We start from the raw sequence: 18213 nt of genomic DNA on the forward strand, positions 1-18213 counted from the left end.
CCGCCCGGCGGGTGCCGTGAGGGGACCCCGAGAGGTGTGATCCGTTGCCGTGCCGTAGTCCGCAGATCTACTACGGACGTGTAGTAGTCGCACGTCAGGTGCCACCTAAGTGGGTATACGAACACCAGAGCGGCACGCGGACCGCCCGTACGATGGCAAGGAGACACACCGGGCAAGCGCAGGTGAGGAGACCGGCGTTGGCGCACAGCAAGCACTACCGGCACTACCGGAGTCGCAAGGCCGCGTTGGCTGCGCTGTCGGAGGGGTTACGGGCTCAGGGCTGGACGTGGGGCGCCATCGCGGCCCGCATCCAGCACGAGGAGACGGTCAACGCCCGGCAAGCCATGCGGATTGCCCGGGGATGGACTCAGCAACAGGTCGCCGACCGGTGGAACGAGCTGTTCCCGGACAGCGAACACCCGATGACGCAAAAGAAGTTGTCATTCTGGGAGTCGTGGCCGCAATCCGGCCGTGAGCCGAGCCTGACCACTTTGGAACGCTTGGCGAAGGTCTATGAGTGTGAGACCAGAGACCTGATCGACAGCAACCAGCCGGACGAGGGTCGGGAAGGATTCGCGCCGCCCACCGTGGGCAGCGGACCGGAATCGCAGCCGAGTACCGAGGCTTTCAGCAGCTATCAGTCACCGGCCTTGCTATCGCTGACAGAGCCAAAAGAACTGATGCGACAAATCGAGGCCATAAGCCTCACGGAACTCGCACAAGCGGTGCTTGTGTGGACACAGCGAGGATACCCGGAAATGGATCGTAGGGAGTTGCTTCAAAAAGCCAGCGCGGCTCTCACAATGGCCGCCGCTGCGCCGCTATTCGATATAGCGCACGCTGACCAACGTGAGCGCCTGAACGGGGTGCTCACCAATTCACGCCGCATTGACGATGCCGTCCTGACGCAGGCAGAAAGGGTCTTGCCGGAATACCGTTTGCAGGGTGACGTGCTCGGACCGCAAGTCGCGCTGCGGACCGCTTTCGCGCAACGGGAACTCGTGAGCGGCTTTCTTGCCAACGCGCCGAGTCATCTCAAGCCCCGTCTTCTGTCGGTCTATGCTGAACTCAGCCAGATCGTCGGCTGGCAATTCTTCGATCTTGGCGACTACCGGTCGGCCCAGTATTATTACGACGATGCTCGGACCGCAGCTCACGACGCCGAAAACGTCGAATTGGTTTCATATATCCTGTCCACCATGAGTCAAATGGCTACCTGGCAGGGAAAACCTCGGGTCGGGATTGACCATGCCGCCGCTGCTCAAGTCTGGGCCAATCAGACTGACAACTGGGCAACGCGAGGATATGCGGCTAATGTAGCTGCTCGCGCTTACGCCGCAAATGGGGACCACGCCCAAACTCGGCGAGCGCTGGACGAGGAATTCGACGCCATGACCGCCATGCTCGGGGCCGATCAGCCGATGGCTTCATGGTACTACTTCTATGGGGAAGGTTTTCACTGGGCAATTCGCGCCGAATGTGGGTTGCATCTCTGCACTCCCGACGAGACGCTAGAGGCGATCCATAAATCCATGTCCCTAGTGGACACCTCAAATCTCAGCGATCACGCCCATAACTTGATATGGCTGTCGTCAGCATATATCCAGCAAGGGGAGATCGATCAAGCAAGCGAAAGAATCGGCATGGCCGCCAGCATTACGACCGTCAACCGGTCTCCCCGGATTGCTGGCCGTATCCGGGAACTGCGGGCCGAACTGGAGCCGTGGAAGCAGACGCGAGCCGTTCGGGAACTGGACGAAGCCTTGCGGGCCTACGGCGTGCGTGGCGTCTGAGGGCCCGTTCCTTGCCGGGACGCAAGGGGACGCTCACCCGCTCCGAGCCCCATACAGCGCTTCTCAGCGGGCGCGGCGGGCCGCACAGCACGAAAGGCCCGGAACCCGTCCCCGAGGACTGGGAAGGTTCCGGGCCTTTTACGTGACCTTCAGAGGGCGGCTGACTGGACGAGTTCAGCCCTCGATTCGATAGACAGGCCCCTGACTAGGGGAAACAGCACTGTATGAACACCCCTTGACGTAGCGGCGTCCCCGAGCGGCTTACACGGGCCAGCCGTCCACCGTCCACCCGGTCTCGCTGTTGCTCCGCAGGCCAGGTCAGCAGCAGGTGGGAGAGGGAGCGGCTCGGCGCGCTGCCGTCGCGGCCAAGCGCCCGGCTGACCGTCACCGGCCGATGCACCAAGAAACCACATCCGACAGGGTATTGCGTCTTCATCATCGGCATGTTCTGGAAGCGCTCCACGGGCGCGGCCGGCTTCTGGGGCCTGCTGACCGGCACCGTCGCCGCGATGGTCAACTACTTCTGGCTCTACAAGCAGCACGTCGTGGACATCCCCAGCGACCAGGGCGCCAACTTCGTGTCCTCCGTCGTCGCCTTCGCCGTCGGCGCCGCCGTGATGCTCGCCGTGTCGCTGTTCACCCGGCCCAAGCCCGCCGAGGCGCTGGCCGGCCTGGTCTACGGCACCCGCTCGCCCGGCATGGCCGAGCCGCCCGCCGAGGGCGACGACGCCTGGTACCGCAGGCCCGCGCTGCTGGGGTGGGGCGCGGTGCTGCTGGCCGCGGCCTGCTACGTCCCGTTCTCCCTGTGACCCCTCCGACCCTGCCGAGGCAACCCATGAGCGAGTACGAGTACCAGCGCGACGTCGAGGAACTGGAGCGCGCGTCGGCGACGGCGGCCCGCCTGTTCGACATCCGCCGCATCATCGGCGGCCTGTTCGCCGTCTACGGCGTCATCGTCACCGTCGCCGGGATCACCGCGTCCGACGCGGACCTGAAGAAGGCGCAGGACATCAACATCAACCTGTGGACGGGCCTGGGCATGCTGGCCCTGGGCGCCTTCTTCCTGGCCTGGGCGTGGCTGCGCCCGGTGGCCCCGCCGGCGGCACCGCCGCCCGGGCAGGAGCCCGGGGCCGAGGACCGGCGGCCGTAGGGCCGGGACCGCTGCCGCGGGGCCGCGGTCCCGGGCCGGTACGAGCGCGTACGCCGCGGTCGGCCGTACGCCCGTACCGGCCCGCCCTACGCCCGTACGGCCCGGCCCCAAGCGCCCGTACCGGCCCGCCGGTCACTGCGCCCCGGCTCCGGGGGCCGGGAGCCCGGTGCCGGGGGCCGGGTCGCGGGCGACGCGGTCCAGCAGGCCCGTACGCGCCGCCAGGGCCGCCGCCTCCAGCCGCGAGCCCACGCCCAGCTTCATCAGCACCCGCTGCACGTGCGTGCGGGCCGTGCTGGGCGCGATGCCCATGCCCGCCGCGATCAGCCGGGTGTCCTCGCCCTCCGCGACCCGCACCAGCACCTCCACCTCGCGCGGGGTGAGCAGGTCCATCAGCCGCGCCCCCTCGTCGTCCGGCTGCGCGGCCGGGTTCAGCAGCTCGGCGAACGCGCCCTGGAGCAGCTGCGGCGCGACCGCCACCTCCCCCGCGCGCGCCTTCATCATGGCCCGCTCGACGCCGTCGATCCGCTCGTCGTGCCGCACGTACCCGGACGCGCCGGCCGCGAACGCGGCGGCGATGCCGCGCGGGCTGGGCACCGGCCCGAGCACGACGACCGCCACCTGCGGCCGCTCCCGCTTGATCCGCGCCACCGGATCGAACACGCCGGGCTCGGCCGGTGTGGCCGTGCCCAGCAGGCACACCTCCGGTGCTCTGCTGACCACCAGATCCGCCGCGCCCGCGCTCGGCGCCGCCGCGGCGAGCACCCGGTGCCCGCGCAGCTTCAACGCCGAGGCAAGTGCCTCCGCGAGCAGACGGTGGTCGTCGACCACCATGAGTCGCACGCCCATGAGCTACCCCCCCATCCGCCCAGGAACGAAGTCCCGGCCCCAGCGGCCCCCTTGCCCCTGTCGTCCGCGCGAACGCCTCCCACCGTTCTCGTCCCCGAGTCCCCGACATCCTGACCCGGGGGAAGCTACACGCTCGGCACGGCTTCGCGCGCCCCCTACTCGGCAGGAGCCTCCGGCGGACCGGGATCCGCCGTCCCACCAGCACGGCGGCGCCGGGGACCGTACCGTCGGTACGGTCCCCGGCGCCGTCACGGAACGCGGCGGACCCGCCGGCTCAACTCGCGCCGAAGATCGCCGCCAGCGGGTCGTCCTGATCGAAGGAGCCGTGGGGCTTCGTCGCGTAGTGGTCGCCCATGTAGAGCCGACCGCCGGCGTAGCTGAAGTCCTGGTATTCCGGGCTGAACTTCTTCTCCATCTGCGCGCCGGCCGCCCCGTTCTGAAGGAGCTTCACCTTCTTGTACGAGGCGGGGTCGAGCCGCCAGAGCGCGCCGCCCTGGGTGTAGCCGCTCTCCTGGTAGAGGAGCACCTGGCCGTCCTTGTCCAGCCCGATCGGCGTGACCGAGGCCTCCTTGACGCCGTCCGACTTGCCGACGACCTGTCCGGACTTGAGGCTGACGGCCACCATCTCGTTCTTCGTCGTGGAGGAGTTGTAGCGGGGGTTCGTCGCCAGGAACATCACGTCGGCGGACTTGCTGACGACGATCTGGTCGCAGCCCTCGACGTTCGTGGACTTGCACTTGGCGGTGTACTTCTTCGCTACCGAGGTCCTGCCGCGCACGGTCCCCTGCCGAGTGCTGTCGTCGATGGCCCAGACGTCCGACAGCCCACGGCCGCCGACATCCACGTCCTCACTCGCCTCGAAGGCGATGACCAGCGGATCGACCGATGCGATGTGCACCCACTTGACGCCCTGCGACATCTTGTACGAGGACTTCACCGCCCCCTTGTTCTTCGGATCCAGTGTCTGCACCTGGAGGGTCGGGCGGTCGTACTCGCCGCACCGGCGGACGGCGACCAGCTTCGTCTCGCTGGCGGCGTAGCCGTCGTCCGAGCACTGCTCGTCCGGCTTGGGCTTCCACAGCTGAGCGCCGTCCAGCGACCACGCCGCACCGCCCGACGTGCCACCCGCTGCCACGGTGCCGGCGCCGATGGTCACCTCGTTGAAACTGAGCTTCTCATCGCCGCCAGCGACGTTGCGCTGCCAGCGCATCCTGCCGCCGCGCAGGTCCACCAGGCCGACCTCGCTGCAGCGGGGGTACTGCCGCTTCGCCCGGTCGACCTTGGCCGGCTGGAACAGCACGGCCGTCAGCCCGTCGCTGGTGACGTGCTTGGACGCCCAGCAGACCTCGCCGGGCAGGGGTATACGCCACTGGGCGGGGCCGCCGGCCACGGGGTAGCCGACGATCTCGTACGCGCCGGACTTGACGAAGTTCTTGTCGGTCACCCACATGCCTTCGGCGGTGACCTGGTCCTGCACCGCCGGCATGGGGACGGTGCTCAGCAGGCGCCCGTCGACCGTGCGGGGCGGGGTGTCCTCGCCGCCGCCGTCCTGACCGCTGGTCACGCCCTGGCTGGTGCCCTTGTCCTTGTCCTTGGCCTCGCTGCCGCCGTCGTCCTTGGTGGCGAGCCAGATGCCGCCGACTGCGACCAGCGCGACGGCGACCACCGCGCCGACGATCACGCCCATGCGCTGCCTGCCGGACGGGCGGCCCCCGCCGCCTCCGGGCGCGCCCGGGACGCCGCCGAGGTAGGGCGGGGGCGTCTGGCCGGGGGCCTGCGGGTAGCCGTAGCCGGGCGGCGGCGGGACGGGCTGCTGGTACGGCGCGGGCGCTCCCGGGCCGGGCGGCGCGGGGATGCCGACCTGGGTGGGCATCGCGTGCGTCGGCGGCTGGCCGGGGTAGCCGTAGCCGGGCTGGGGGGCCGGCGGCGGGGTCTGCGGAGCCTGCGGCGGCTGGGGTATCTGGCCGGGCGGCGGCGGATAGCCGTAGCCGGGCTGGACCGGCTGGCTGATCTGGGTGGGCTGGGCGTGCGGCGGGGCCTGCCCGGGCTGCGCCGGCGGCGGGGTCTGCGGGTAGCCGTAACCGGGCTCCTGCGGCGCACCGAAGCCGCCCGGCGGCGGCTGAGGGGGCTGCGGCGGCGGTGGCGGCTGTGACATGGAGGGTTCCTTCTCGCTGCGGGGCCACGGTCCGGCCGGTTCCCCCGCGCTCCCGGGGGCGGTGAGCCCTCCGGGAAGAAGCGAGCCGGGCCTGGCGTCCCGCCGTTCACGGTGCAGGCAGAGCGGGAGTTCTTTGTATCACCCGGCACTGACGGCGCCGCCGTCCGGCCACCGGCCCTCCGGCCGTCCGACACCGGCCCGTGACGCGACCCTCACACACGCGCACAGGCTCTTCACGGGTCTCCCGGGATCAGCCGCCCGCGCGGGCAGGCGGCTTCGCCGGGGAGGGGCCGCAGGGCGGCGGGCGGTCAGGCGTCCTCGGCCAGCTCCAGCCAGCGCGTCTCCAGTTCGTCGCGCTCCCCCGTCAGCTCCCGCAGCCGCGCGTCCAGCTCCGCGACCCGCGTGAAGTCCGTGGCGTGCTCGGCGATCAGCCCGTGCAACTCGGCCTCCTCCGCGCCGATGCGCTCCAGGCGGCGCTCGATGCGCTGGAGTTCCTTGCGCGCCGCCCGCTGCTCGGCGGCGCTCTTCTGGCCGGATTCCCGCGTCTCGCCCGGCCCGGCCTGGTCGGCCTGGCGCTGGTCGGCGGCCCGGCGGCCGGCCGGGGCGGCGGGCGCCTGGGCCTGGGCGCGGCGGCGCTCCAGGTACTCGTCCACGCCGCGCGGCAGCATCCGCAGGGCCCCGTCGCCCAGCAGCGCGTACACCGTGTCGCAGGTGCGCTCCAGGAAGTACCGGTCGTGGCTGATGACCACCAGCGACCCCGGCCACCCGTCCAGCAGGTCCTCCAGCTGGGTCAGCGTCTCGATGTCGAGGTCGTTGGTGGGCTCGTCCAGGAACAGCACGTTCGGCTCGTCCATCAGCAGCCGCAGCAGTTGCAGCCGCCGCCGCTCGCCGCCGGACAGGTCGCCGACCGGCGTCCACTGCTTCTCCTTGCCGAAGCCGAACCGCTCGCACAGCTGGGAGGCCGTCAGCTCCCGGCCCTTGCCCAGGTCCACACGCTGCCGCACCCGCTCCACGGCCTCCAGCACCCGCCAGGCCGGGTCCAGTTCGGCGACCTCCTGGGAGAGGTAGCCGAGCCGCACGGTGCGGCCCACCACGACCCGGCCGGCGGCGGGCTGCCGCTCGCCGTCCGTACGGTCCGCGTCGGCCAGCGTGCGCAGCAGGGAGGTCTTCCCGGCGCCGTTCACGCCCACCAGGCCGATCCGGTCGCCGGGGCCGAGCTGCCAGGTGAGGTGCTTCAGCAGCACCTTGGGGCCGGCCGTCACGGTCACGTCCGCCAGCTCGAAGACGGTCTTGCCGAGCCGGGAGTTCGCGAACCGCATCAGCTCGGCGGAGTCCCGGGGCGGGGGCACGTCCGCGATCAGGTCGTTGGCGGCCTCGATCCGGAAGCGCGGCTTGCTGGTACGGGCCGGGGCGCCGCGGCGCAGCCAGGCCAGCTCCTTGCGGACGAGGTTCTGCCGCTTGGCCTCCTCGCTGGCGGCGATCCGCTCCCGCTCGGCCCGGGCGAAGACGTAGTCGCTGTACCCGCCCTCGTACTCGTACACCGCGCCGCGCTGCACGTCCCACATGCGGGTGCAGACCTGGTCGAGGAACCACCGGTCGTGCGTGACCACCACCAGCGCCGAGCGGCGGGCGCGCAGGTGGTCGGCGAGCCAGGCGATGCCCTCGACGTCGAGGTGGTTGGTGGGCTCGTCCAGGCAGATGAGGTCGTGCTCGCCGATCAGCAGCTTGGCCAGGGCGATGCGGCGGCGCTCGCCGCCGGACAGCGGGCCGATGACGGTGTCCAGGCCCCGGGGGAAGCCGGGCAGGTCGAGCCCGCCGAACAGGCCGGTGAGCACGTCGCGGATCCGGGCGTCGCCCGCCCACTCGTGGTCGGCGAGGTCGCCGACGACCTCGTGCCGCACGGTCGCGGCGGGGTCGAGCGAGTCCTCCTGGGTGAGCAGGCCCAGCCGCAGGTCCCCGGCGTGCGTGGCGCGCCCGCTGTCGGCGCCCTCGCGCCGGGCCAGGATGCGCACCAGGGTGGTCTTGCCGTCCCCGTTGCGGCCGACGACGCCGATCCGGTCGCCCTCGTTCACACCGAGGGAGACGCCGTCGAGCAGGGCACGGGTGCCGTAGACCTTGCTGACGCCTTCCAGATTGACGAGGTTGGTGGCCATCTCACTCCTGGGACGCCGGATCTTCCAGCGCCCCAGCCTAGTCGGCCGCGAGGGGGTGCCCGGCCGCCCGGCCGCCTCCCGGTGGCGGGGTCCGCGGGCCCGGCGGCCGTGCTCGCGGCGTACGGGCCGGGCCGTCACGCCCGGCGGCCGGGCCGCACCGCGCTTGCCGGCGGCCGGACACCGCGCCGCCGGGGTGGCCGTCACGCGCCGGACGCCCACCGCGGCGGCGTGGAGTTGCCCGTTCCGGCCGACGGCATGGTCGGCACCGTGGGCGCCTCCGTCCCCGAGGAGCTGGTGGCGTGGGTGCCGGTGTGGTGGGTGCTCGTGTGGTGGGTGCTGGTGTGGTGCGTGCTGGTGTGGGTGCCGGTGGTCTGGCCGCCGGTCGCCACCGAGCCCGTCATACGGCCGTACGCCGGCTGCTGCGGGATCGGGCCGGGCGGCAGCGGGAGCTGGCCGGACGGCGGCGCGAACGGGTACGCGCGGCGGGCGAAGCCGAACCGCGCCTCCTGGAGCCCGCCGACCATGCGGACCGTGAACACGCCGAGCACCGCGGCCGCGACCAGCCCCGCGTCCCCGAAGGCCAGCAGCATCAGCCCGGCGCGCAGCGCCGCCAGGTCGTGCCGCTCGCGCGCCACGTACAGCAGCATCCAGGCGAACGTGGCGACCACGCCGGAGCCCACCCAGGTCACCCACCACCCGCGCACCACGCCCGGCCCGGGCAGCCAGCCCCGGCCGCCCGAGGTGCCGCGCCGGGGCGGGCCGGCCGCCTCGGCGCGGCTGGCGGCGACGATGTCGTCGGCGACCTGTTTGGGCACCCAGCAGTTGGCGAAGGGGATGAACCAGCCGCCGATCGCCATGCCCGGCCCCTGCCGCTGGCGGCCGGGCGCGAGCACCTCCGCGTTCATCCGCACCCGGTAGAACCAGACCAGGAAGGACGGGACCGCTCCGGCGAAGCCCAGCATCATCAGCAGGCACATCAGGTTCCAGAAGTCCCAGAAGGACTTGTCCAGGTAGAGGACGCGCGGGTCGTCCAGCGCGGTGTACGCGTCGACGTCGGCGATCAGGCGCAGCAGTGCCATGCAGGCGACGAGCCCGAGCATGACCGAGGCCACCGCGCCGAGTGCGGCGACCGGCAGCGGGCGCAGCAGCAGGGGCACGTATCCGCCGTGGGCGGCCCCGTGGTCCTCTAAGGGCACCGCGGAGACCGCCGCTGTGGCGTCGCCGCAGTTGGTGCAGCGCCCGTTGGGTCCCGGATGGGTCAGCTGGCAGCGTTGGCACAGCATCGGTTCACCCCTGTCGTCCGGCTCACGCTGAGGGCCCCCGTGGACCGGCAGGTTAGGTCCGGGTACAACCAGCATCGCTTGACTCATGGTGGATTGACCGGACTCGGGGCTTTCTCACCGGTTTTCCCTCTGGTCCCGGTGTTCTTTCCGGCCCCTTTTCACCCCGTTCATCCCGGACGCCCTTCTGGCCTCCGGTCTCCCTGCCGTGCGCCTGCCGGGCCCGCGCCTCGGCGGCGGCCCCGCCGCGGTCCCGCGGTCCGCGGCCCGTCAGCCGGGCAGCGCCGTGGCGCCGTCCACCGGCCCCGCCGCCACCCGCGCCTCCCGGCAGGTGCCCGAGGCGCGCAGCGCGGCGGCGACCTCCGCCGCGGCCTGCGCGTCCTTCGCCAGGAACGCGCAGGTCGGCCCGGAGCCGGACACGATCGCCGCCAGCGCGCCCGCGTCCGTGCCCGCCCGCAGGGTGCCGGCCAGGGAGGGCCGCAGCGAGACCGCCGCCGCCTGGAGGTCGTTGCTGGAGCCGCCCGCCGCCAGGGCCACGGCCAGGCCCGCCACGTCCCCGGTCCGCAGCGCCTCCAGCAGCGCCGGGGACGGCTCGGGCGCGGGCAGCTCCGCGGCCGTCGCCCCCGTACCGGCGGCCTCGCGCAGCCGGTCGCACTCCCGGTAGACGGCCGGTGTGGACAGGCCGCCGTCCGCCACCGCGAACACCCAGAAGAACGGTCCGCCCACCGCCAGCGGCGTGAGCAGCTCCCCGCGCCCGCGGCCCAGCGCCGCGCCGCCGACCAGGCTGAACGGCACGTCGCTGCCCAGTTCGGCGCACAGGCCGAGCAGGTCGTCGCGGGAGGCGCCGGTGCCCCACAGGGCGTCGCAGGCCACCAGCGCCGCGGCGGCGTCGGCGCTGCCGCCCGCCATGCCGCCCGCGACCGGGATGTCCTTGTCGATGTGCAGGTGGACGGCGGGCGCGACGCCGTACCGGGCGGCGAGCAGTTCGGCGGCGCGCGCGGCCAGGTTCGTACGGTCCACGGGCACCTGCGCGGCGTCCGGCCCGGACACGGTCAGGCGGGGTCCGGCGGGCGCGGCGCCCGGGGGCGGGGTGGCGGCGGTGACCCGGTCGTACAGGCCGACGGCGAGGAAGACGCTGGCGAGGTCGTGGAAGCCGTCGGGGCGCAGGCCGCCCACCGCGAGCTGGACGTTGACCTTCGCGGGGACGCGGACGGTCACGGAACGGGTCACGGGTGCGGGTCTCCTCGATGCGGTGCGGCGCCCGCGGGACGGTGCGGGCGTTTCCCGGGTGCGCGCGCGGGCCGGCCGTACGGGCCAGGACGCGGCGCCGGGCGGCGGACTCATTGTCCTGGACGCGGCAGGGCCGCTCAGCGCGCGGGCCGCTGCTCGGCGAGCGCCGCGAACTGCTCGACCGTCAGCGACTCGCCGCGCGCCCCCGGCGGAATCCCGGCCGCCACCAGCGCCGCCTCCGCGGCGGCCGCCGAGCCCGCCCAGCCCGCGAGCGCCGCGCGCAGCGTCTTGCGGCGCTGCGCGAAAGCCGCGTCGACCACCGCGAAGACCTCCTCGGCCGGTACGGCGGCCGACGGCGGCGCGGCGCGGCGGACGAGGGAGACCAGGCCGGAGTCGACGTTCGGCGCGGGCCAGAAGACGGTGCGGCCGATGGAGCCCGCGCGGCGCACCTCGGCGTACCACGCGGCTTTGACGGACGGGACGCCGTAAACCCGGGATCCGGGGGGCGCCGCGAGCCGGTCGGCGACCTCGGCCTGCACCATGACCAGGCTCCGCTCGATGCTGGGGAAGCGGGCGAGCATGTGCAGCAGGACGGGCACGGCGACGTTGTAGGGCAGGTTGGCCACGAGCGCGGTCGGCGGCGGGCCGGGCAGCTCGGTGACGCGCAGGGCGTCGGCGTGCACGAGGGTGAAGCGGTCGGCCCGGTCCGGCAGCCGGTCCGCGACCGTACGGGGCAGGGCGGCGGCCAGCACGTCGTCGATCTCCACGGCCGTGACCCGGTCCGCGGCCTGGAGCAGGGCCAGGGTCAGCGAGCCGAGGCCCGGGCCGATCTCGACGGCGACGTCGTCGGGCCGTACGCCGGCGGTGCGGACGATGCGGCGGACGGTGTTGGCGTCGATGACGAAGTTCTGGCCGCGCTGCTTGGTCGGGCGCACGCCCAGGCGGGCCGCCAGCTCGCGGACGTCGGCCGGGCCGAGCAGGGCGTCGGCGGCGAGGAGGGCGTCGGGGCCGGGGTCGGCGGGACCGGTGGTGCTCACCGGTGCAGGGTACGCGGCCGGACCGGACCCCGGGGTGACAGGGCCTACCGCTCGTAGCCGAAGACGCGGGCGGTGTTGGCCGCGACCGCCTCCGCGAGCGTGTCCTCGTCCACCCCTCTGATGTCGGCCATCGCGCGCAGCGTGACCGGGATCAGGTACGGCGCGTTCGGGCGGCCGCGGTGGGGCACCGGGGTCAGGTAGGGGGCGTCGGTCTCGACCAGGACCAGGTCGGCCGGGGCGACGGCCAGGGCGTCGCGCAGGGGCTGGGCGTTCTTGAAGGTGACGTTGCCCGCGAAGGACATGTGGTAGCCGTGCCGGGCGCAGATTCTGGCCATGTCCGCGTCGCCGGAGTAGCAGTGGAAGACGACCGTGTCGGGCGCGCCCTCCTCGGCCAGGATGCGCAGTACGTCGTCGTGGGCGTCGCGGTCGTGGATGACCAGGGCCTTGCCGTGCCGCTTGGCGATGTCGACGTGGCGGCGGAAGGAGTGGGCCTGCGCCGCCGCGCCCTCCGGGCCGGTGCGGTAGTAGTCCAGGCCCGTCTCGCCGACGCCGCGGACCTGCGGCAGGGCGGCGAGAGCGTCGATCTCGTCCAGGGCGGCGTCGAGGTCGGCGAGCCGGGGGGCCTCGTTCGGGTGGAGGGCGACGGCGGCCCACACGCCGTCGTACGCGGCGGCCGTCTCGGCGGCCCAGCGGGAGCCGGGCAGGTCGCAGCCCACCTGGACGACGGTCGTCACGCCGACCGCGGCGGCCTTGGCCAGGGCCTCGTCGACCGGACCCCGCTGCATGTCCAGGTGGGTGTGGGAATCGGCGACGGGCACCCGCAGCGGTTCCGGGAGCGGCGGCGGGACATCCGAATCCCTTTTGTTTTTCTTTGCCGCGCCGCTCTTGCCGTCGCTGCCGTCGTGAGCCGGTGCCTTTGTCGCCATGGCGTCATTCTAGGAATACCGCCGGAGTGTCCCGGGTCACACGTCCCGGGACACCCGCGGCATTCCGCTCATCCGGGAACGGCCGCGCTCATGCGCGGTGGCGGCTGAACGGCCGCAGCAGGTCCGCCAGCCAGTGGTGCTCCCGCCGCCCTTCCGCCGGCGCGTCGCCGTCCCGCGCGGGCTCTCCCGCCGCCCGCGCGGGCGCGCGCCGCGTCCGCTGGTGCGCGACGGCCGTCGAGACCTGCCCCGGCCGCATGATGCGCACCACGTGCTCGCCGCAGTTGACACAGGTGGGACTGGTCAGCGGGGACCGGACGCGGGCCCCCTCCGCGTAGTAGACGACGAACGCCTGGCCGCCGGCGTCCACGTGGTGCTCGATCTCGTACGCCTGCTCCCAGCCGTGCCCGCATCTCATGCAGGCGAAGGAGTACGCCTCGTGGACGTTCTCCGCGGACGCCGGGCCACCGGCGCGGCGTATCGGGTGAACGCCGCGGGAGGTTCCTGCGATCTCGCTCATGGCAGCTCCTCTTGTCCCCAGGACAAGTGTTTCCGGGTTGGACATCCCGGTCCCAGTGGACGCCTTACCCGCGCGTATAGCAGTACCCCTTGATCCAGATTTGGTCCTGCTATGCCGAAAACGTCCGGCTACGCGGCCGAAGCTTTGCTTCTCACGAGAGTCCTTTACCCGGCGATGGCTCGATTTCGACCGTGTTTTTTGCCGCGACGACGGCATCGAAGACGGCCCGCTTGGGCAGGCCCGCGGCCGCGGCGACCGCCGCGATGGCCTCCTTGCGGCGCTCCCCCGCCTCTTCCCGCACGGCCACCCGGCGGGCCAGCTCGGCGGCGTCCGGCGCCTCGGCCCCGGCGGCCGGGGCCCCGGCCACGACGACGGTGATCTCGCCCCGTACGCCCTCGGCGGCCCAGGCCGCCAGCTCCGCGAGCGGGCCGCGCCGGACCTCCTCGTAGGTCTTGGTCAACTCCCGGCACACCGCGGCCCGGCGGTCGCCGCCGAACGCCTCGGCCATGGCCGCCAGGGTGTCGGCCAGGCGGTGCGGCGACTCGAAGTACACCAGCGTGCGGCGCTCGCCGGCCGCCTCGCGCAGCCGGGCCAGCCGCTCGCCCGCCTTGCGCGGCGGGAAGCCCTCGAAGCAGAAGCGGTCCACCGGCAGGCCGGACACGGCCAGCGCGGTGAGCACCGCGGACGGGCCCGGCACGGCCGTGACCCGCACGCCGCGCTCGACGGCCGCGGCCACCAGCCGGTAGCCCGGGTCGGACACCGACGGCATGCCGGCGTCGGTGACCAGCAGCACGCGCGCGCCGGCCGCCAGCGCCTCGACCAACTCGGGCGTGCGGGCGACCTCGTTGCCCTCGAAGTACGACACCACCCGGCCGGCCGGCCGCACGTCCAGCGCCTGGGTGAGACGGCGCAGCCGCCGGGTGTCCTCGGCGGCGACGACGTCGGCCGCGGCCAGCTCCGCGGCGAGCCGGGCGGGGGCGTCGGCGAGGTCCCCGATCGGGGTACCGGCCAGTACGAGCGTTCCTGTCACCGGGCCATTCTCGCAAGGCCCGCGCGCCGGCCCGCGGGCCGGCGCACCGCCCCGGCGCGGGACCCGCGGCCGCCCCCGCGCGCAAGGGTGCGGCCCGCCGTATTCGGCATGGTCGGTACCGATGTCGGACGCCTTCCCTACGATGGGCCGCGTGACGACTGACACCGCGACCCGGATCCGGCAGGGCCACGCCGCAGGCGAGCCGCCCGCCTGGCAGCGCCGGCTGCGCCGTTTCGGATACCCGGGCCGGCCCCGGACCGACGTGCGCGAGCGGCTGGTACCGCCGTACCGCGAGCCCGGCACGCGGCTGTGGGAAACCCTCGGCGCCACCCCCGCGACGGCCGCCCGGCTGGCCCGGTGGACCGGCTGGGGCGGGCCGCTGCTGGTGGCGCTGCTGGCCGGCGTGCTGCGCTTCTGGCGCCTGGGCAGCCCGAACGCCGTCATATTCGACGAGACCTACTACGCCAAGGACGCCTGGGCGCTGCTGAAGCTGGGGTACGAGGGCACCTGGCCCAAGGACGCCAACGAGCAGATCCTCGCCGACCCGCAGCACATCCCGCTCGGCGACTCCGCCGGGTACGTGGTCCACCCGCCGGCCGGCAAGTGGGTCATCGCGATCGGCGAGCAGATCTTCGGGCTGAACCCGTTCGGCTGGCGCTTCATGGTCGCCCTGCTCGGCACGCTGTCGGTGCTGATGCTGTGCCGGATCGGGCGGCGGCTGTTCCGGTCCACCTTCCTGGGCTGCCTGGCCGGCGGCCTGCTCGCGGTGGACGGGCTGCACTTCGTGATGTCCCGCGCGGCCCTGCTGGACCTGGTGCTGTCGTTCTTCGTCCTGGCCGCCTTCGGCTGCGTGCTCGTGGACCGCGACAAGGCCCGCGCCCGGCTGGCCGCCGCCCTGCCGGTCGGGGCCGACGGCACCGCCCGGCCCGACCCGGAGATCGGCGGCCGGCTGAAGCTCGGCTGGCGGCCGTGGCGGGTGGCCGCCGGGGTGTGCCTGGGCCTGGCCTGCGCCACCAAGTGGTCCGGGCTGTACGTGCTGGCCGCGCTCGGCGTGATGGTCGTCCTGTGGGACATGGCCTCGCGGCGCACCGCCGGCGCCCTGCGCCCGCGCCGCGCCTCGCTGCTGCGGGACACGCCGTGGACGTTCCTGTCCCTGGTGCCGGTGGCCCTGGTGACGTACCTGGCCACCTGGTCGGGCTGGTTCGCGCACAGCGGCACGTACTCCCGGGAGCGCGGCTGGGAGCACAGCGGCTACTTCCGCCACTGGGCCGAGACCGAGGGCGGCCACACCGACCACGGGCCGCTGTCCTGGTTCAACCCGCTGATCAGCCTGTGGCACTACGAGAAGGAGGTCTACAAGTTCAACGTGGGCCTGGACTCGCCGCACACCTACCAGTCCAACCCGTGGAGCTGGCTGGTGCAGTCCCGCCCGGTGTCCTTCTTCTACCAGTCGCCGGAGCCCGGCCACCAGGGCTGCCCGGCGGACGCGCCGGGCAAGTGCGCGCGGGAGGTGCTGGCGCTCGGCACGCCCCTGCTGTGGTGGGCGGCGTGCTTCGCGGTGCTGTACCTGCTGTACCGGTGGGCGCTGCGGCGCGACTGGCGGGCGGGCGCGGTGCTGTGCGGGCTGGTCGGCGGCTACCTGCCGTGGTTCCACTACCAGGACCGCACGATCTTCAACTTCTACACGGTCGTCTTCGTGCCGTTCCTGTGCCTGGCGGTGTCGATGATGGTCGGCGCGATGCTCGGGCCGCCCGGCGCCACCGAGACCCGGCGGGTGACGGGCACGGTCGCCTCGGGCGTGCTCGTGCTCCTGATCGTGTGGAACTTCATCTACTTCTACCCGCTGTACAGCGGCACGGCGATCCCCATCGACTCCTGGCGCGACCGCATGTGGCTGGATACGTGGATCTAGCTGGCGTTCTGCGGGGTGGGGTCCGATCGGTTGGCCGTCGTCGTTGGTCGTCATTGGTCGTCGTTGGCTGTCGTCGCACGGCCCACAGACGGCCCGACGGGGGCGGCGGGGGGCCGCTAACGCTAGCGGCGACCCCCGCTAACGTTAGCGGCCCCGCTAGCGGCTCGAACGGCCGTTGAGCAGGCTGTTAGCCGTTAGCGGGCCCGGGGGCGGGAAGGCGCCGAACCGGCCCTACGCGGGGTTGGGGACCCCGGCCGGGGCCGCTATCGCTCCGGGTGCTGGCCCCGGCCGGGCGGCCTTCCCGCCGCCCGGGGAGGCCCGGCCGCACGGTGGGTTGCACGCCGCTATGGCGACGCTGAGTACAGGGAGGCGCCCGGAGGGGCAGGGAGAACTCCCTGCCCGCCTCCCTGGGCATGCCTCCCTNGGGCAGGGAGAACTCCCTGCCCGCCTCCCTGGGCATGCCTCCCTGGCCCGACCTGCACAGACCATGGCTCAGGGAGGCCAAGAAGGCAGGGAGGCCACCCCCGGGACGGGTCCTGAACCCCTCGAACAGGGCCCGCCAGGTGAGGCCCTACCTCCCTCCCTGATACAGACAGTGACGGGGAGCGCCCCAAGAGGGACCGCCCTTCGGGCGGACGTTTGTCGGCGCGCGGTCGGCCCGTGGGGCTGACGGCGGTCACGCGTCTGCGGCCGGACACATCACCGGGGAGGCTCTTAGGGAGGGGAGGGCCCCTCGGCGGACCCGCAATGCCCCGAGCCACGGCTCATCGAGGCAGGCACCGAAGAGACCACCCGGCCGGGCGGGGGTGGTCTCTTCCCACGGGCCACCACGGGCCCTCTGCCGACGACCCTCTGCCGCAGCATGCGGCTTTTCAGAGGGGGCACCGGCCGCGTCGTCCGTACGAGCAAGAGGAGCACGTCTCCCCCCGGGGTGCTCCTCTTGCACGTACGGCGCCGACTCCTCCCCCCCTGAAAAGCCTCGGGAACCCCTGGCAGACCGGAGCAGGCAGACGGCCGCATCCCTTGGAAGGCGCGCCCCCGTCGCACGTCCGGCCGCAGACGCGCGACGGCCGCCGACCCCACGGGGCGACGGCGCGCCGACGAACGCCCGCCCGAAGGGCGGTCCTTCCTTCAGTCAGTCCAGTTCGTACTCAGCGGAGAGCTCCCGGCCTGTGCCCAGGAAGTCGATCGCGTATTCCGTCGCGGCCCCGTTCTGGTCCCAGTAGCAGTTAGTCATGGTCAGTGCCGCCGTTCCGACCGGCACGCCTAGCGTCTCGGCAACGTCTTCCGGCACAGGCCGGATGGCCACCACGTCGCGACGCCGCACGACTCGTCGCCCGGTTCGCTCTTCCACGAGGCCGAAGGTCATCTTCGGCAACGGTTCTACCGAGAGCAGCTCAGGGGCGGACTCGGCGAGTTCGCCGGGAAGCCAGGAAGTCGACAGGGCAACGACCCCTTGGTCATCGCGGTACACCCGCTGTCGCTGAACGACGTCTTCCCCTTCACGGACACCCAGAGCAGCAGCGATCGACTCTGCTGCTGGCACCAGTGCGGAGCACAGGATCTCCGTGCGCTCACCAGACCGGAAACCGCTGCCACCAGCTCGAAGCATCGACAGCCGGTCCGGTCCCGTCGTCTGCTTGCGCGGGGCACTCACGATCGTGCCGACACCCGGGATGGACTCGGCGTACCCCTCTGCCCTGAGTACGGCAGCAACGCGGGTCGCCGTCGCGGTCGAGACACCCTCGGTGCGCTCGATCTCCCGAACGGACGGGATGCGGTCGCCCGGGCGGAGCTCTCCGCGTTCGATCCGACCCTTGATCTGCGCAGCAATGCGCCGGTAGGGGGCGAGCCCCTGGTGGTTCTCAGCCACGATTACACGCCTCCGCTCTGAAGTGCTCTAGTACGGCCCTTGACACTCAAGTACCCGCTCTAGAACACTCTAGAGCTGTTGGGGCCTGGAGGACAGGTGCTGACGGGCCACTGAGGCGTGTTTTGCGCCTCTACTCGACGTGCCCTGACCGGGGGCTTACCCGGTCAAGGCACGTCGATTCGAGACAAGCAGGGAGCGGCGCACTACCGCCAAGCAGATCGCCGCTCCCCCAACCCACAGAGGGGTAGTTCCATGATGCCTGGAACCATCCACGAACGGACAAACGAGCAGGTCACGGCGTTGCGCGCGGC

Annotated in this window: 13 protein-coding genes and 1 pseudogene; 4 read left to right on the forward strand and 10 right to left on the reverse strand. The window is 72.7% G+C overall.

The annotated features are described in order from the left end of the window. The first annotated feature begins 197 nt into the window (after positions 1-197). The 3 genes and pseudogenes from RKE29_RS17495 (at position 198) to RKE29_RS17505 (ending at position 2943) form a co-directional block, all read left to right on the forward strand. Positions 198-1793 (forward strand): helix-turn-helix transcriptional regulator, encoded by a 1596-nt coding sequence (locus RKE29_RS17495; RefSeq protein ID WP_312006353.1) that lies wholly within the window; start codon positions 198-200, stop codon positions 1791-1793. A gap of 428 nt (positions 1794-2221) precedes the next feature. After that, positions 2222-2602 (forward strand): annotated as a pseudogene (locus RKE29_RS17500) (Na+/galactose cotransporter); the annotation flags it as partial. A 26-nt stretch (positions 2603-2628) separates the two neighbouring features. Next, positions 2629-2943 carry a hypothetical protein gene (locus RKE29_RS17505; RefSeq protein ID WP_312006354.1) on the forward strand — a complete coding sequence of 105 codons (315 nt, stop codon included), beginning with the start codon at positions 2629-2631 and terminating at the stop codon, positions 2941-2943. A 132-nt stretch (positions 2944-3075) separates the two neighbouring features. On the opposite strand, the gene RKE29_RS17510 is transcribed toward RKE29_RS17505, so the two are convergent. The 9 genes from RKE29_RS17510 to rsmI all read right to left on the reverse strand — a co-directional run bounded on the left by RKE29_RS17510 (position 3076) and on the right by rsmI (position 14117). Then, on the reverse strand, positions 3076-3789 hold the full coding sequence (locus RKE29_RS17510) for a response regulator transcription factor (protein WP_312006355.1): 714 nt from the start codon (positions 3787-3789) through the stop codon (positions 3076-3078). Between the two features lie 274 nt (positions 3790-4063). Further along, on the reverse strand, positions 4064-5944 hold the full coding sequence (locus tag RKE29_RS17515) for a hypothetical protein (RefSeq protein ID WP_312006356.1): 1881 nt from the start codon (positions 5942-5944) through the stop codon (positions 4064-4066). Positions 5945-6252: 308 nt separating this feature from the next. Then, positions 6253-8097 (reverse strand): ABC-F family ATP-binding cassette domain-containing protein, encoded by a 1845-nt coding sequence (locus RKE29_RS17520; protein ID WP_312006357.1) that lies wholly within the window; start codon positions 8095-8097, stop codon positions 6253-6255. 200 nt (positions 8098-8297) lie between these two features. After that, positions 8298-9380: a DUF4328 domain-containing protein gene (locus tag RKE29_RS17525; RefSeq protein WP_312006358.1), complete on the reverse strand. Its 1083-nt coding sequence runs from the start codon at positions 9378-9380 to the stop codon at positions 8298-8300. Positions 9381-9647: 267 nt separating this feature from the next. Further along, complete coding sequence (locus RKE29_RS17530; RefSeq protein WP_312006359.1) at positions 9648-10607, reverse strand: 4-(cytidine 5'-diphospho)-2-C-methyl-D-erythritol kinase; 960 nt, start codon at positions 10605-10607, stop codon at positions 9648-9650. 137 nt (positions 10608-10744) lie between these two features. After that, on the reverse strand, positions 10745-11644 hold the full coding sequence (gene rsmA / locus RKE29_RS17535; RefSeq protein ID WP_312006360.1) for a 16S rRNA (adenine(1518)-N(6)/adenine(1519)-N(6))-dimethyltransferase RsmA: 900 nt from the start codon (positions 11642-11644) through the stop codon (positions 10745-10747). Positions 11645-11688: 44 nt separating this feature from the next. After that, positions 11689-12570: a TatD family hydrolase gene (locus RKE29_RS17540; protein WP_312006361.1), complete on the reverse strand. Its 882-nt coding sequence runs from the start codon at positions 12568-12570 to the stop codon at positions 11689-11691. Between the two features lie 88 nt (positions 12571-12658). Continuing rightward, positions 12659-13087 carry a hypothetical protein gene (locus tag RKE29_RS17545; RefSeq protein ID WP_312006362.1) on the reverse strand — a complete coding sequence of 143 codons (429 nt, stop codon included), beginning with the start codon at positions 13085-13087 and terminating at the stop codon, positions 12659-12661. 151 nt (positions 13088-13238) lie between these two features. Next, a complete protein-coding gene (gene rsmI / locus RKE29_RS17550) occupies positions 13239-14117 on the reverse strand; it encodes a 16S rRNA (cytidine(1402)-2'-O)-methyltransferase (RefSeq protein WP_312006363.1) in 879 nt (292 codons plus the stop codon). 142 nt (positions 14118-14259) lie between these two features. Here rsmI and RKE29_RS17555 point away from each other — a divergent pair, with 142 nt between their 5' ends. Further along, a complete protein-coding gene (locus RKE29_RS17555) occupies positions 14260-16029 on the forward strand; it encodes a phospholipid carrier-dependent glycosyltransferase (protein WP_312006365.1) in 1770 nt (589 codons plus the stop codon). Between the two features lie 1135 nt (positions 16030-17164). Here the strand turns inward: RKE29_RS17555 and RKE29_RS17560 are convergent. Further along, the gene (locus RKE29_RS17560) at positions 17165-17902 is read right to left on the reverse strand and encodes a GntR family transcriptional regulator (protein ID WP_312006364.1); all 738 of its coding nucleotides are present in this window, start codon (positions 17900-17902) and stop codon (positions 17165-17167) included. Between the last annotated feature and the right edge of the window lie 311 nt (positions 17903-18213).

The sequence above is a fragment of the Streptomyces sp. B1866 genome (genome assembly GCF_031932565.1).
In the GTDB taxonomy this organism is placed as follows: domain Bacteria; phylum Actinomycetota; class Actinomycetes; order Streptomycetales; family Streptomycetaceae; genus Streptomyces.

What these genes read in the sequence shown, in the direction of transcription:
- RKE29_RS17515 (WP_312006356.1), bottom strand. Translation starts at nt 5,944, where the DNA reads ATGTCACAGCCGCCACCGCCGCCGCAGCCCCCTCAGCCGCCGCCGGGC.
- RKE29_RS17510 (WP_312006355.1), bottom strand. Translation starts at nt 3,789, where the DNA reads ATGGGCGTGCGACTCATGGTGGTCGACGACCACCGTCTGCTCGCGGAG.
- RKE29_RS17545 (WP_312006362.1), bottom strand. Translation starts at nt 13,087, where the DNA reads ATGAGCGAGATCGCAGGAACCTCCCGCGGCGTTCACCCGATACGCCGC.
- RKE29_RS17525 (WP_312006358.1), bottom strand. Translation starts at nt 9,380, where the DNA reads ATGCTGTGCCAACGCTGCCAGCTGACCCATCCGGGACCCAACGGGCGC.
- RKE29_RS17505 (WP_312006354.1), top strand. Translation starts at nt 2,629, where the DNA reads ATGAGCGAGTACGAGTACCAGCGCGACGTCGAGGAACTGGAGCGCGCG.
- RKE29_RS17555 (WP_312006365.1), top strand. Translation starts at nt 14,260, where the DNA reads ATGGGCCGCGTGACGACTGACACCGCGACCCGGATCCGGCAGGGCCAC.
- RKE29_RS17540 (WP_312006361.1), bottom strand. Translation starts at nt 12,570, where the DNA reads ATGGCGACAAAGGCACCGGCTCACGACGGCAGCGACGGCAAGAGCGGC.
- RKE29_RS17520 (WP_312006357.1), bottom strand. Translation starts at nt 8,097, where the DNA reads ATGGCCACCAACCTCGTCAATCTGGAAGGCGTCAGCAAGGTCTACGGC.